Annotated in this window: 12 protein-coding genes; 5 read left to right on the forward strand and 7 right to left on the reverse strand. The window is 72.9% G+C overall.

What is annotated here, in order from left to right; all coding sequences use genetic code 11:
- Positions 1-148: 148 nt before the first annotated feature.
- From RB628_RS19575 to RB628_RS19595, 5 genes are all read right to left on the reverse strand, one after another.
- Positions 149-553: a hypothetical protein gene (locus tag RB628_RS19575; RefSeq protein WP_318321774.1), complete on the reverse strand. Its 405-nt coding sequence runs from the start codon at positions 551-553 to the stop codon at positions 149-151.
- A 214-nt stretch (positions 554-767) separates the two neighbouring features.
- Positions 768-2,120: an AAA family ATPase gene (locus RB628_RS19580; RefSeq protein ID WP_318321775.1), complete on the reverse strand. Its 1,353-nt coding sequence runs from the start codon at positions 2,118-2,120 to the stop codon at positions 768-770.
- Entirely contained in the window at positions 2,117-3,760 is a 1,644-nt protein-coding gene (locus RB628_RS19585; protein WP_318321776.1) for a hypothetical protein, read from the reverse strand. Before RB628_RS19585 ends, RB628_RS19580 begins: the two co-directional genes overlap by 4 nt.
- Complete coding sequence (locus RB628_RS19590; RefSeq protein WP_318321829.1) at positions 3,751-4,905, reverse strand: hypothetical protein; 1,155 nt, start codon at positions 4,903-4,905, stop codon at positions 3,751-3,753. The genes RB628_RS19585 and RB628_RS19590 overlap by 10 nt, the downstream gene beginning before the upstream one ends.
- Positions 4,886-5,851, reverse strand: coding sequence for a phosphatase PAP2 family protein (locus tag RB628_RS19595; RefSeq protein WP_318321777.1), 966 nt, complete (start codon positions 5,849-5,851; stop codon positions 4,886-4,888). Before RB628_RS19595 ends, RB628_RS19590 begins: the two co-directional genes overlap by 20 nt.
- A 286-nt stretch (positions 5,852-6,137) precedes the next feature.
- On the opposite strand from RB628_RS19595, the gene RB628_RS19600 reads away from it, so the two are divergent.
- Positions 6,138-6,734, forward strand: coding sequence for a histidine phosphatase family protein (locus RB628_RS19600; RefSeq protein ID WP_318321778.1), 597 nt, complete (start codon positions 6,138-6,140; stop codon positions 6,732-6,734).
- Between the two features lie 242 nt (positions 6,735-6,976).
- On the opposite strand, the gene RB628_RS19605 is transcribed toward RB628_RS19600, so the two are convergent.
- Positions 6,977-8,425: a hypothetical protein gene (locus tag RB628_RS19605; RefSeq protein WP_318321779.1), complete on the reverse strand. Its 1,449-nt coding sequence runs from the start codon at positions 8,423-8,425 to the stop codon at positions 6,977-6,979.
- Positions 8,426-8,705: 280 nt separating this feature from the next.
- On the opposite strand from RB628_RS19605, the gene RB628_RS19610 reads away from it, so the two are divergent.
- Positions 8,706-9,164 (forward strand): hypothetical protein, encoded by a 459-nt coding sequence (locus RB628_RS19610; RefSeq protein WP_318321780.1) that lies wholly within the window; start codon positions 8,706-8,708, stop codon positions 9,162-9,164.
- Between the two features lie 64 nt (positions 9,165-9,228).
- Entirely contained in the window at positions 9,229-10,098 is an 870-nt protein-coding gene (locus RB628_RS19615) for a fused MFS/spermidine synthase (RefSeq protein WP_318321781.1), read from the forward strand.
- 22 nt (positions 10,099-10,120) lie between these two features.
- Here RB628_RS19615 and RB628_RS19620 read toward each other — a convergent pair whose 3' ends face one another.
- On the reverse strand, positions 10,121-10,636 hold the full coding sequence (locus RB628_RS19620) for a hypothetical protein (protein ID WP_318321782.1): 516 nt from the start codon (positions 10,634-10,636) through the stop codon (positions 10,121-10,123).
- Between the two features lie 121 nt (positions 10,637-10,757).
- On the opposite strand from RB628_RS19620, the gene RB628_RS19625 reads away from it, so the two are divergent.
- The gene (locus RB628_RS19625; protein WP_318321783.1) at positions 10,758-11,465 is read left to right on the forward strand and encodes a response regulator transcription factor; all 708 of its coding nucleotides are present in this window, start codon (positions 10,758-10,760) and stop codon (positions 11,463-11,465) included.
- The gene (locus RB628_RS19630; RefSeq protein ID WP_318321784.1) at positions 11,462-12,880 is read left to right on the forward strand and encodes a HAMP domain-containing sensor histidine kinase; all 1,419 of its coding nucleotides are present in this window, start codon (positions 11,462-11,464) and stop codon (positions 12,878-12,880) included. Before RB628_RS19625 ends, RB628_RS19630 begins: the two co-directional genes overlap by 4 nt.
- Positions 12,881-13,134: the final 254 nt, after the last annotated feature.

Consider the following 13,134-nt stretch of genomic DNA (forward strand, 5'->3'; position numbering starts at 1 on the left):
GGCCGCGTCGCCGCAGGTCGCGGAGTGCAGTCCAGCGGCCCCGAGGAATTGCGCACCAGAGTCGCCCCGGACCGGCCCCGGACCGGGCTGGGACCGGCCCCGGGCCGGCTGGGACCGAGCCGTTACCGAATCGGACCGAGCGGGTGAATCAGACCGGGTCGACGTGACCGTGACCGGGGCCGCCGATACCGCCGCCCCCGCCGCTGGCGCTCTCCCCGCCGCCGCGCAGCAGCTCACGGCCGTAGTCGACCATTTTCCGCGTGTAGTCCTCGGTCCAGTCGGCGCGCTCCGCGATGTCGGCCGTGGTCAGCCGGTCGAAGCGGCGCGGGTCGGCGAGCTGGGCCGCCGCCATCGCCTGGAACTCGACCGCGCGGTCGGTCGCGGCACGGAACGCGTGGGTCAGTTCCGTGGCGCGGGTCAGCAGCGCGCGGGGGTCGTCGATCGACTCCAGGTCGAAGAAGTGCTCGGGGTCGTCGGCCACCTGAGTGGGCTCGAAGAGCAGGGGCGCGGGGCGTAGCCGCGGTTCGTTGCGACGCGGCGTGGGCTCCGCCATGTCTTCTCCTCCTCGTTCGGTCCGCACCGTTCGTACGTACCCGTCATGCACCACGGCATGTACGGCACACGGTCGAATGGCCCCGCCGGTCGAGCCGGGCCACCGTCCATTGTCCCCTGCCCACGCAAGTGGGCCCCGGGACCGGCCCACGAGACGCCTGATCTGCGGCTACGGCCGCCATGCGCTTCTGCCGGTCGGCTGCCCGGAGCGCAGGTCATGGCCGCCAGGTGACCCGATGCTCCGCGAGATGCGACAGCACCGCGTGGTTGGCCTCCCAGCCGTCCGGGAACTTCACCGTCACCCCCAACTGCACCGGCTCCGTGGACGGATGGTCGTCCAGTAGGTCCGTCACGCCTGCCCGGCACACCACCACGCACGCGTGCCGGTGTCTGGAGGCCAGGACGCAGAGGCGGCCCGTTTCCAGGTGGAAGGCGGTGGCGTCGGGGCGGCCCGAGAGGGGGTGCAGGACCACGGTCACGTCGAACTCCCGCCCCTGGAGTCGGTTCGCCGTGTCGACGGTGACGTCCGTGACGCCCAGCTCTGTGAGTGCCGCCCGGACCGCCGCCGCCTGGTCCCGGTGCGCGGTGCCGACCGCGATCCGGTCCGCGGTCAGGGGCGTCGGACCGGGGCCGCGCTCCGAGGTGGCCGCGCCGCCCCGGTCCAGCGTTCGGCGTACGACCATGGCGACCGCGCGTACCGCCTCGGGGTCCGTGCGAGGGGTGTGCCGGGCGGGGAGTTCCAGCAGGCCCCAGCCCGATTCGGCGGCCTCGTCGAGCACCCGGTCCGGGCCCGAGCCGTCCGACGGGATGGCGAAGGCGAGCCGCCGGTCGCCGTGGCCGGTGCCGCTGCGGAACGGGGTGTACGGGTAGAAGGCGGCCGAGACGAGCGGCGCCGCCGAGGCCGGGAGCCGCCAGGACACCGGCAGGCGGTGCTGGGGGAGCTCGGGGTTGTGGGCCAGGAGGGTGGTGACCGCCGAGGCCGACGGGTCGTACGACAGGCCCGCCCACTGCTCCGCGCCGACGATCGAGAAGGGGTCCAACTGGCCGGGGTCGCCCACGAACAGCGCCCGCTCGAACAGTCCGGCGACGGCGAGCAGCGCGTCCGAGCGCATCTGGTACGCCTCGTCCACGATCGCGTGCCGCCACGGCTCGTCGACCTTGACATGGGCCCACTTGGCGGCCGTGGAGATGACCACGTCCAGGCCCGCCAGCTCGGCCGCCTTCGCGGACTTCCGTACGTTCGGCAGGTCGTCCAGTGCCTTGTCGTACGGGTCGGAGTCACTGCTGTGCAGGCGGCCGACCGGCAGCTCGGGGTTCTTCTCGGCGAGGCGGACGACCAGGTCGTCGACCTGGGCGTTGGTCTGCGCGATGACCATCAACGGGCGCCCGGCATCCGCGAGTTCGAGCGCCGCCCGGACGACGAGCGTCGACTTCCCGGCCCCGGGCGGCGAGTCGACGACGACTCCGCGGTGCGTGCCGTGCAGCGTGTCGCGGAGGATCGCGTCGGTCGCCCGGCCGGCGGCGGCCCCGGGATCGAAGGCGGCCTGCGGGATATGAGCGGCGGTCACAGGACATCCTCCTCGGTCACCGGATCGGGCGAGGGCACCGTCGCCGCCTCCTCGCCCGGAGGGCCGCCGTGGGTCCACGGAGTCTGCTCCGGGTCGGGAAGCTTCGCGCCGCCCCGCTGCTCGTGCTCGAAGAGCGTGAAGCAGACCAGGTCCCCTTTCCCGGGCACCGACCCGGCATCCGGCTCCTTGCCCCGGCCCATCTTGTCGACCACGCGCAGGACGATCAGCGCAGCCCCCTCGTCGCCCTTCCCCTCGTCGCGCTTTCCCTCGTTTCCTTGGTCTTCCGCATGACCGACGAACTCCGCCGCCTGCGGCTTGCCGCCCAGCGAGCGGTACACCTTCGCCCGCTCGCCGAGCTGCGGGCGGTCGTCCGTGCGTACGGTGACCAGCGGGCGCGGGCTCGGGCGCTTGCCCTCGCTGTACGTCATGGCGACGTCCGTGACCTCGCCCGCGAACGCCTCCCCGGCCAGCCGCCGCCCCGCCATCACCAGCGGGTCGTCCAAGGCCTCCTGGGCCTCCAGACGCGCCTGTTCGCGCTCGCGCGTGGCCAGTTTGTTCGCCGCTGTCACCGCGTCGTCGCGGCGCGGCTGCGGGGGCTCGCCCGCGGTGACCCGGTCGCGGTGGCCGGTGAACGACCAGCGGTCGCGTGTCCACCGGTCGGCCGCGTGGGCGCCCTCCGGCAGTGTCCGCAGCAGGTCGAGGCCGCGCCACACCGCGTCCCAGGTGGGCCGCGTACGGCTCTCGACGAGGGCGCGGATCTCCCGCTCGGCGGCGCTGAGTTCACCGAGACGGTCGTCCGCCGACTCGCCGTCCTCGGCGGCGGCGAGCGCGGTCCGGGCGCGGTTGTAGTTCTCGATCGCGGGGGCCAACAGCTTGTTGTCGAACGCGGGGTCGGTCGCCGGACCGGCCGGCGGACACAGCAGCTGCCCCTTCGCGTCCCGCGCCAACTCGGCCCGCAGCGCGGCCTCGGCGCCCGACGCGCCGTCCGGCGGGTCGATCCAGGCGAGCAGCGCGCCCAGGTGCTGGTCCTCCAGCGTGGACTGCCCGGTCGCCCAGTGCCGCGACAGCACGTCCGTCAGGGCCAGGAGGAGGGCGGAGCCGGGGACCCGGGCGCGCTCGCCGTAGTGCGTGAACCAGCGGCCGAGCAACGGCACCCGGGGCGGTGCGGGAAACGGCGTCTCCGGGTCCTGTTCCGCCGTACGCCGAAACCGCATCGAGCGCCCCAGCAGCCGTACGAAGTCGATGCCGGCGCGGCTCGGGACGATCAACTGAGGTGCGTCCGCGCACAGTTCGACCTCGACCTTGACGCGTTTGCCGGTCTCCGGATCGGTCTCGTTGCGCTCCGCGGCCTCCACCGCGTCCGCGTACGAGTCGATGAACGGCAGGACGACATCCGCGAGTTCGGCGAGAAACGCGAACCTGAGGTCACGGTCGCGCGGCTGCGGCACGACGAGGAGGCGGGGCGCGTCCCGGTCGTCGCCCACGAGTGCCCCGAGCGGGGCCCCCGCCTCACCGGCGGTGGTGAGCGGTACGACGACGAGGGGCCGCTCGGACAGATGGCGGTGCCGGACGGTGGCGGCGGGCTGGGCGCGGCCGGTGCTGACGGCTTCGAGACGGGCGAGCGTGGTGATCAGCGACATACGGCTCCCTCCGGCTCCCGCTCCGGAGCGGCGAGGTCGGCGCCGCGCAGTGCCTCCGCGCGCAGGGCCGCCGCTCTGCGCAGCGCGGCCACCGTCGGGTCCTCGGGGTCACCGGACCGGCCGTGGGCCGCCGCCAGGACGTCGTCGACCGTGGTCAGGGTGCCCAGTTCGGCCCGTACCGAACGGCCCAGGGACGTCACCGCGCCCCCCGCGCGCGAGCGGTCGCGGCAGTGGAAGGCGAGCTCGCACGCGGACAGGCACTCCGGCGCGTACTCCGCCGGGACCGACTCGACCGAGGCCGTCAGTTCGGCGGTGGGCAGGTCAGGGGCGAAGCACGTGCCCTCGGGGAGGGTGCCGGCGATGTCCTCGATACGGGTCAGCCGGGCCAGCTGGCGGCCGGTCACCGCGCGCTGTTTGCGGACGTCGACCGCGGACGCGGCCGGAAGGTTGGAGAAGTCCTTCGGGCAGACCAGCAGCACGCGGTGGCGCACCGTCGGCGCCGGGGCGCTGTCCTGGGTGAGCCGGGCGGCGACCTCCTCCAGCGCCAGCACGTACACCGCGGCCTGGCGGGCCGCCGCGCCGACCTTCGCGGGGTCCGCCGAACCGTCCAGCATCGGGAAGGACTTGATCTCCACGACCGTCCAGGTGCCGTCCGGGTGCACGACCACCGCGTCCGGTTCCAGGAAGGCGGGTGAGCCCGCGACGTCGAGGGCGAGCATCGGGTGGTCGAGGAGCGTCCAGCCGCCGGCGCCCTCGGCCCTTGCCTGTGCGGCTTCCCGCAGAGCCAGTGCAGTCCGCGCCGTGCGGCCCTCCGGTCCGGTCGCCGTGAGGTCGGGGACCTCGGCCTCCGCCGGCGGCACGGCACCCGGGTCCAGGTTCTCGTGCACCAGCCGGAGCAGCTCCGCGCCGCCGTCGGCCTTGACCCGGGCCTCGAAGGTGTTGCCCCGCACCAGGGCGAACTGGGACTGTCCGAATCCGGACGGTGAGCCCAGCGCGCTCGCCAGCGCCGCCTTGTTCACCCCCGCGCCGTCCAGGATCGCGCGCCGTCTGCACCCGGGGTTGGCGGCGAGGGCCGCGAGGGCGCGCGCGTCCAGTGCCTTCGGAGGGACCGCGGGACCGCGCAGCTCAGCGAGCCGCTGCCGCAGCGCCGTCCCCCGCGTCCGCGGAAGCGGTACCCGGCTCGGCCCCTGGCCCGGGACCTGGCCCGAAGACGGACTCGCGCTGCCTTGGAATTCGCTCACGCGGGGCAGTCTGGCATCCACCACTGACAATTGAGGCCTCTGTGCCACGAGACCGCGTCGCGACGGGCGCGACGCGGTCCGTGAGCCACACCTTCGCCCGGTCCGCGTTCCGGATGACGAGCGGTGCCAGCAGCAGCCCGGCGCCCATCACGGCGGCGCCCGCGACCGCGTCGAGGAAGTAGTGGTTGGCGGTGCCCATGACCACGATGGTGGTGATCAGCGGGTACGCGACGCCCAGGATCTTGGTGATGCGCGTACCGCCGTACCGCCACAGCATCACTCCGCACCACAGCGACCAGCCGACGTGCAGGCTCGGCATCGCCGCGTACTGGTTCGTCATACCGCCGAGCCCCCGCGGGGCGCTGGCCTGGCCGCCCCACCAGCCGTACGAGCTGTACTGGGCCATCGTGTCCACGAAGCCGTGGCCGGCCTGCAGCAGACGGGGCGGGCAGGTGGGCAGCAGGGTGAAGCCGACGAGGCCGATGAAGGTCGACGTCATCAGCCAGGTGCGGGCCGCCCGGTAGCGGACGGCGCGGGACCGGAACAGCCAGATCAGGACGACCGGGGTGACGAGGTAGTGCAGCGACGCGTACCAGAAGTCGGCCGGTATACCGATCCAGGGTTCGCGGGTGAACAGGCGGTTGAGCGGGTGCTCGGCGTTCAGGCGCAGGGTCTTCTCGAACCGGAGGATCGCCAGTCCGTGCTCGACGGCGGTCGACTCGTTGCCCCGCACCAGAAGGCGCCCGGCCGAATAGCACGCGTAGACCAGCAGGATCAGTGGCAGCTCGGTCCACCAGCGGAGCCGGGTGGGCGGGGCCGTCTCGGTGCGTGCAGTATCGGTCCGCGGCATCCGGTCGTCTCTCCCACTCTCTGTCCCCGTCGAGCTGCGCCTCCGATCCTCGGTGGCCTGCGGTTCGTCCGATTTTACGGTGTAAGTGAACGCCCCCGTGCGGCGCCCCTGCCACAGAGGACGCAAAGATCGCCCCCCAGGTTGCCCCCGGACAGCGTGCGCGATGATGGAGGGGTTCCGCCTCGCTTTTCCGTCATTCGGTACCTCCGATTCGCTTCGTTGCCCCCCTCCGTTCGCCTCCCTCCTTGTTTGCCGCGCCTACCGTCTCTCCCCGGAAGGGTTTCTCATGGCACCGCGTATCCTGCTGGCCCGGCACGGACAGACGGAGTGGTCGCTGTCCGGCAAGCACACCGGCAGGACCGACGTCCCTCTCCTTGAGGAGGGTCGGCGCGGTGCGAAGCTGCTCGGTGAACGGCTGCACCGGGCACCCTTCGACGGGCTTTCGGGGGCCGAGGTGCGCACGAGTCCGCTGGCACGCGCGCGTGAGACGTGCGAGATCGCCGGGTTCGGTGAGCGGGCGGCCGTGTGGGACACGCTGATGGAGTGGGACTACGGGGCGTACGAGGGCATGACGCCGGCGGAGATCCAGGCCGTCCGGCCGGGGTGGCTGATCTGGCGGGACGGGGTGCCCGGGGGCGAGAGCCTGGAGGGCGTCACCGCGCGCGCGGACGAGGTGGTCGAGTGGGCGCGGTCGGCGGAGCGTGACGTGCTGGTGTTCGCGCACGGGCACATACTGCGGTCGATCGGTGCGCGCTGGCTGGGGCTGCCGATCGAGTTCGCGGCCCGGATCAGACTGAACCCGACGTCGCTGTCGGTACTGGGATGGGCATACGGGGACCCGGCGATCGAGAACTGGAACGACGTGGGGCACCTGGCGGTGTGATGGGTGGCTGTCGGGTGGGTCGCGCAACCCGGCGCTGACGGGCCCGCCCGCGCCCACCCGTGCCGCCCCTGGCGGCACGCCTGCCCGCAGGCCGGGCAGGCAGACGCGCCCCCTCAGGGGCGCGGGGAACTGTGTGGTCAGCCCCCGCCGGACCTGCAGCCGGAAGGGTTCCTGTGAATGCCGGTCGGCCGGCGCTTCGAGGGGCGCGGGGAACCGCGCGATCAGCCCCCGCCGGCCCGCGGCTACGCCATTCTCGGCAGGCTCGCGTGGCGTTCCAGGAACGCCGACACCCCCGCCGCCCGCCGGTGGGGCAACAGCACCCTCGCCGTCGCCGCCAGCATTGTCTGGATGCGGGAGGACTGGACCTCGTCCAGCAGATCCAGTACGCGCATGCCTGCCGTCGCCGCCTCGTCCGGGTGGCCGCCGCGGGCCAGGTCATCGGTGAGTTCGGCCGTGTAGAGCGCGATGTTGCGGGTGAAGTGCGGGTTCTGGAGGTGGGCCGCCCGGCGCGCGTGCCGGGCCGCACGGGTCCAGTCGCCCAGCGTCGACCAGCACTGCGCCTCCAGGCCCTCCAGCTCGGCCTCTCCGTAGAAACTCATCCACTCGGGATCGGCCTCCGAGGGGCCCCGTTCGTACAGTGACTGGGCCCGCGCCAGTGCCTGTTCGCAGCCGGCGCGGTCGGCGAGGCCCGCCCAGCCGCCCGCCTCGCGCAGCGTGAGCAGCGACATCAGGCGGGGTGAGCCCAGGGGCCGGGCCACGCGCTGCGCGGCCTGGGCAGCTCTGACCGCCTCACGCGGGCGCCCCGCATCACGCGCGAGGAACGCGGTGTTGCAGAAGGCGTGCGCCTCCAGGGCCGCGTCCCCGGACACCCGGGCGGTCGCCAGCGCCTCCGCGTAGTGCGAACGTGCGTCGTCGAAGCGGCCCGAGTCGTGCGCCAGCCAGCCGACGGAGATGGCGAGTTCACCGGCGCCCGCGTGCAGCCGGTCGGCGGTGGCCTGCCGTACCGCGCCCGCGTCGAGCAGTTCGTAGGCGGCGCGCAGGGGTGCCGCCGCGCGCCGGTAGAGGCCGTCGGCGCCGTGCCGGTCGTCGAGCACTCTGATGCGGCGTACGGCCTCTTCGAGGGCGCTGGCCTCGCCGGCTCCGGCGCGGCGCATGGGACGGTCCGCGGCCGAAGCCTCGTACGTGAGCCCGAAGGGGCTCAGGGAGGCGGCTGCCGCAGTGGCACCGCCCGCCATGAATACGCGACGCAGCACGTCGCTCTCCTCGTAGTTGTCGTGCGTTTCGTACGGGTACTGCGTGTCCTGCATGTCATACGGCTCGTACGCCCCCGACGTCTCATCCGTGCCGTACGCGGGGATCGCGAGGTGCGCAGGGGGCGCGTCCTCCGTTTCGCGCGCCCCTCGTCCGCGTACCGACGAGCGGGGTGCGAACCCCAGGTCGGCCAGTGTCCGGCCGGGGAACATGTGCAGGAACACCCGCTCGTACGCGTAGTTGGGACAGCGGATCTCACCCGCCTCGACCCGACCGACGTAACGCGCGTCACAGCTGACCCGCTCCCCGATCTCGCGGGCGGCCCGCCGTACCGCCGCGGCGAACTCGCCCGGAGAGCGCTGGCCGCGCAACTGCCGGAAGGCGAGGTTCGGCCGTGGCGGCCTGGGGGACTGCGACGAGGTCACCGTTGACGACGTCATGGCCGGGCCCTCTCTGCGAACCGTCGAACCGTGCCGGATTCCTGACGAGTTGGAACAGTTTTCCGTCGGACGCCCTGTTTCCGGCGGGCAAGAACGTACCCGCTGCGTGCGACCCGCCATGCGGGGTTTGGCTACAAACCGGATATCTCATCCGCGATCTGCCATGAACTGCCATCCTTTGCGGCGGTCCTGCGCCGTAGCCGTTGACGTTCTGGCGCGTTTAACCCGGTGGACCGGGAGCCGCCCGAACTCCCGACCCGCTCGTTCTAGGAGGGGTTCCGTGGTGGAGGCCGGGTTGGAGATCAGTCAGAGCACCGATCCGTGTACGTCGTTCAGTGCGCGTACATCACTCGCGTTGCCCGCGCCGTCCGCGTCGGACGCAGTGCCCAACTGCGACCTGGTGACCGTTCCGGCGCGGCAGGGGCTGGAGGCGGTCGACATCCTGCGCCGGGGTGCCGGCGACGCGGTCGGTCCCGTGCTGCACGACGACGGTTGCGACACCCTCGGTTTCCTGGTGCCGCCAGGCACCGCCGCCGCCTGGGACGTCCCCGGCAGCATCTGCACGGAGACCAACGGGCGTGGCCTGAGCCTCGCGCTCCCCGATCCCGAACCCTTCGTCGAGGGCTCGGACTGGCTGCTCCCGCCCGGGGACGCGGACCTGGCCACCGACCCGGCGGTGCTCCGTGCGGCCCTCGGTGAGGCGGCCCGGCTCATCGAGGCCGCCGACAACCGCCGCTGACCCGATCCGGACGACCGGCCCTGGTCGTGCGCCCGTCCCGATGACCCGCCCCGATAATGGGGGCATGGGAAAGTCCAGAAACGCGCGGCGCGGACAGCCGGCCGCCGAGTCCGTCGTCGAGACGGTCGACGGCGGGCTCGCCGAGCTGATCCCCGACCGGGAGCGGGCCCGCGCCTGGACACTGCTCATCGACGGCGCCCCGCAGTCCCACGTCGACCTCGACGACCCGGCGTACCTCTCCTTCGAGTACCAGCGCCGCCTCGGTCATGTGATCGACCTCGTCGCCCCGCCCGGCAAGCCCGTGCAGGTCGTGCACCTCGGCGGTGGGGCCCTCACCCTTGCCCGGTACGTCGCCGCCACCCGCCCCCGGTCCACCCAACAGGCCGTCGAACGGGACGCGGCCCTCGTCCAACTGGTCCGCCGAGAGCTGCCGTTGGACCCGAACGCCCGCATCCGGGTGCGCTCCACCGACGCCCGCGAAGGACTCGCCAAGGTCCCCGACGGCTGGGCCGACCTTGTCATCGCGGACGTGTTCAGCGGGGCGCGCACCCCGGCCCATCTGACGTCGGTCGAGTTCCTGACGGACGTACGCAGGGTCGTGAACGACGCCGGCTGTTATGCCGCCAACCTCGCCGACGGGCCGCCGCTCGCCCATCTGCGCGGCCAGATCGCCACCGCCGGGGCCGTCTTCCCCGAGCTGGCCCTGATCGCCGATCCGACCGTGCTTCGGGGGAAACGGTTCGGCAACGCGGTGCTCGTCGGCTCCGCGCACCCGCTGCCCATCGCCGAACTGACCCGCCGCGCCGCCTCCGACCCGCACCCCGCCCGCCTCGAACACGGCCGCGCCCTCACCGACTTCACCGGCGGAGCCGTACCGGTCACGGACGCGGTGGCCGTCGCCTCACCGGCGCCACCGCCGTCGGTGTTCCGCTGACCCCGGCCGTCAGCAAGTCGGGTCAGTAGGTGAGGACCTCCACGCGCGGCGGGCCGTCGTGCCAGGTGCAGAACACCGTCACCCGGTCCGCGCCCGCGCCGAACTCCACCCGGATCCACGTCTCCGTCTTCCACACCTGCATCGACCAGCCCGCCCCGGGCGTCGCCGACACGAGCGTCGCGTAGTCCGTACCGAGGTCGAAGACCGCCCGCCCGCCGTCGGTGTCGTACGCCTTCACCGTGGCCGGCGTCTTCGAAGGGGCCGGTGTCGCACCAGGGGTGGCTGTCGGCGTCGGCGAAAGAGTCGCTGTGGGTGCCGGGCGGGTGGGCTCCGGGCTCGGCGCCGTGGGCAGCGGCTTCGACCTCTGTTTCTGCGCGGTCGGCGTCTGCCGGGCCGTGTCGGCCGCCGCGATGGGGAGCGCGCGGGGCGGGTCGTACGCCGTTCCCGCCATCACCGTGTGGACACCCCACCACGTCATCGTGGACGCCGCGCCCGTGGCCAGCGTCCACGCCAGAAGGTGTACGAGTCCTCTGCGCATCGCCGGTCATACTGCCTCACGCGCCCCACAGGTGTCGCCTGTTGGGTGTCCGAGCGCGGTCACAGCGGAGTTGTCCACAGGGGCCGGACCCGGCCTGCCCGCATGGCGTACGGTGCGGCGCATGGCAAGTGTGCTCGTGGTCGAGGACGACCAGTTCGTGCGCTCCGCCCTCATCCGGCATCTGACCGATGCCGCGCACCTCGTGCGCAGTGTCGGCACCGCCCTTGAGGCGCTGCGCGAGGTCGCCCACTTCCGTTTCGACGTGGTGATCCTGGATCTCGGCCTGCCCGATCTCGACGGGTCCGAGGTCCTCAAGATGCTGCGCGGAATCACGGACGTACCCGTGATCGTCGCCACGGCGCGCGACGAGGAGACGGAGATCGTCCGCCTGCTCAACGCGGGGGCGGACGACTACCTCACCAAACCCTTCTCCGTCGAACACCTGTCGGCCCGTATGGCCGCGGTACTGCGCCGGGCCCGCACCACGCCCGGAGACACCCCGCCTCCGTCCACGGTTCTCCGTGTCGGCGGTCTGGCCATCGACCCACTGCGCCGGCAGGCCGAACTGGACGGCGTACGACTGGACCTGACCCGCCGCGAGTTCGACCTGCTCGCCTTCCTCGCCGGCCGGCCCGGTGTCGTCGTCGCACGCAAGGAACTGCTCGCGGAGGTGTGGCAGCAGTCGTACGGCGACGACCAGACCATCGACGTCCATCTGTCATGGCTGCGAAGGAAGCTGGGGGAGACGGCCGCCAGCCCCCGGTATCTGCACACCCTGCGGGGCGTCGGCGTGAAGTTGGTGCCGCCCGGGGCGGAGCCGCCGCTATGAGGTGGGCGCTGGTCAAGGTGTGTGTGGCGGTCACGACGATGGTCGTGGTGGCCTTCGCCGTGCCGCTCGGCCTGGTCATCAGGGAGATGGCCCGCGACCGCGCCTTCTCCAACGCCGAGCGGGAGGCCGCCGCCGTCGCCCCCGCCCTCTCCATCACCACCGACCGCGACCAGTTGGAACGGGTCGTCGTCTCCGCCGGATCGGACGCGGGCCTGGCCGTGCACATCCCCGCGAGCAGCGGCACGAACGCGGTCGACCTCGGACGCCAGCGGGCCGCAGACCCCGACATCGAGACCACCCGGAGACTCGGTCGCGCCTCCACCACCGAGGTGTCCGGCGGCTCCACCCTCCTCCAGCCGGTCGCGCTCAGCTCCGGTGAGATAGCCGTCGTCGAGGTGTACGTCCCCGACTCCGAGGTCAGCAACGGCGTCGGCCTCGCCTGGGCGGTGCTCGCCGGCGTCGGTACCGCCCTCGTCGTCGGTTCGGTCGCAGTCGCCGACCGGCTGGGCGTGCGCATGGTGCAGCCCGCTCAGCGTCTCGTCGAGGGTGCGCACGAACTGGGGGAGGGAAAGCTGGGTGCCAGAGTGCCCGAGGAAGGGCCGGCCGAACTGCGCCTCGCGGCGGTCGCGTTCAACTCGATGGCCGATCAGGTCGTACAACTGCTCGCCAATGAGAGGGAGTTGGCCGCTGATCTGTCCCACCGGCTGCGTACACCGCTGACCGTGCTGCGGCTGAACGCAGCCTCGCTCGGAGACGGTCCGGCCGCCGAGCAGACCCGGGCCGCGGTCGCCCAGCTGGAGCACGAGGTCGACACCATCATCCGTACCGCCCGCGAGGCCAAACCGCAGACGACGGTCGCCGGACCGGGCGCCGGATGCGACGCGGCCGAGGTCGTGCGCGAGCGGATGGCCTTCTGGTCGGCGCTCGCGGAGGACGAGGGGAGGAAGGTGAGGGTGGCCGGCGTGGAGCGGCCGGTGCGCATACCCGTGGCCCGCGCCGACCTGGCCGCGGCCCTCGACGCCCTCCTCGGCAACGTCTTCCGGCACACCCCGGAGGGCACCGCCTTCGCGGTCGACGTGCACAACGGCGACGACGCGGTGATCGTGCTGGTGTCGGACGCGGGGCCCGGGATCACCGACCCCGAGGCCGCGATGGCCAGGGGGCGCGGCTCGGGGAGCGCGGGGTCGACCGGCCTGGGCCTGGACATCGTGCGCCGGCTCGCGGAGTCGACGGGCGGAGACGTGCGGCTCGGCTCGTCGGTGCTCGGCGGAACGGAGGTCCGGATCTGGCTCCAGCTGGACGGCCGTGCGCCGGTACGTCGCGGACACCGGGGGAGGGGAACGGGGGCTGTACGGCGACAACGCCGGCACACGGGACCGACGTCAGCTCTGGGCAGCCGCCGCTCCGTTCCCTGACGCCCGGGGGACCGGTCCGGCGGATCCGGTCAAAGAGGGGGACAAGGATGCCCGCCCCTCAGACAAGCCCGCCTGTGCCGCTCGCGCCGCCTGTGCCGCCTGTGCCGCTCGTGCCGCCTGTGCCGCCTGTGCTGCTCGTGCTGCCTGTGCTGCTCGTGCCGCCGGTGTTGCCCGTGCTGCTCGCGCCGCTTGTGCTGCTCGTGCCGCCGGTGTTGCCCGTGCTGCTCGCGCCGCTTGTGCTGCCCGTGCCGCCG

The sequence above is a fragment of the Streptomyces sp. ADMS genome (genome assembly GCF_033441795.1).
GTDB lineage: Bacteria > Actinomycetota > Actinomycetes > Streptomycetales > Streptomycetaceae > Streptomyces.

What these genes read in the sequence shown, in the direction of transcription:
- RB628_RS19575 (WP_318321774.1), bottom strand. Translation starts at nt 553, where the DNA reads ATGGCGGAGCCCACGCCGCGTCGCAACGAACCGCGGCTACGCCCCGCG.
- RB628_RS19585 (WP_318321776.1), bottom strand. Translation starts at nt 3,760, where the DNA reads ATGTCGCTGATCACCACGCTCGCCCGTCTCGAAGCCGTCAGCACCGGC.
- RB628_RS19595 (WP_318321777.1), bottom strand. Translation starts at nt 5,851, where the DNA reads ATGCCGCGGACCGATACTGCACGCACCGAGACGGCCCCGCCCACCCGG.
- RB628_RS19600 (WP_318321778.1), top strand. Translation starts at nt 6,138, where the DNA reads ATGGCACCGCGTATCCTGCTGGCCCGGCACGGACAGACGGAGTGGTCG.
- RB628_RS19605 (WP_318321779.1), bottom strand. Translation starts at nt 8,425, where the DNA reads ATGACGTCGTCAACGGTGACCTCGTCGCAGTCCCCCAGGCCGCCACGG.
- RB628_RS19615 (WP_318321781.1), top strand. Translation starts at nt 9,229, where the DNA reads ATGGGAAAGTCCAGAAACGCGCGGCGCGGACAGCCGGCCGCCGAGTCC.
- RB628_RS19620 (WP_318321782.1), bottom strand. Translation starts at nt 10,636, where the DNA reads ATGCGCAGAGGACTCGTACACCTTCTGGCGTGGACGCTGGCCACGGGC.
- RB628_RS19625 (WP_318321783.1), top strand. Translation starts at nt 10,758, where the DNA reads ATGGCAAGTGTGCTCGTGGTCGAGGACGACCAGTTCGTGCGCTCCGCC.
- RB628_RS19630 (WP_318321784.1), top strand. Translation starts at nt 11,462, where the DNA reads ATGAGGTGGGCGCTGGTCAAGGTGTGTGTGGCGGTCACGACGATGGTC.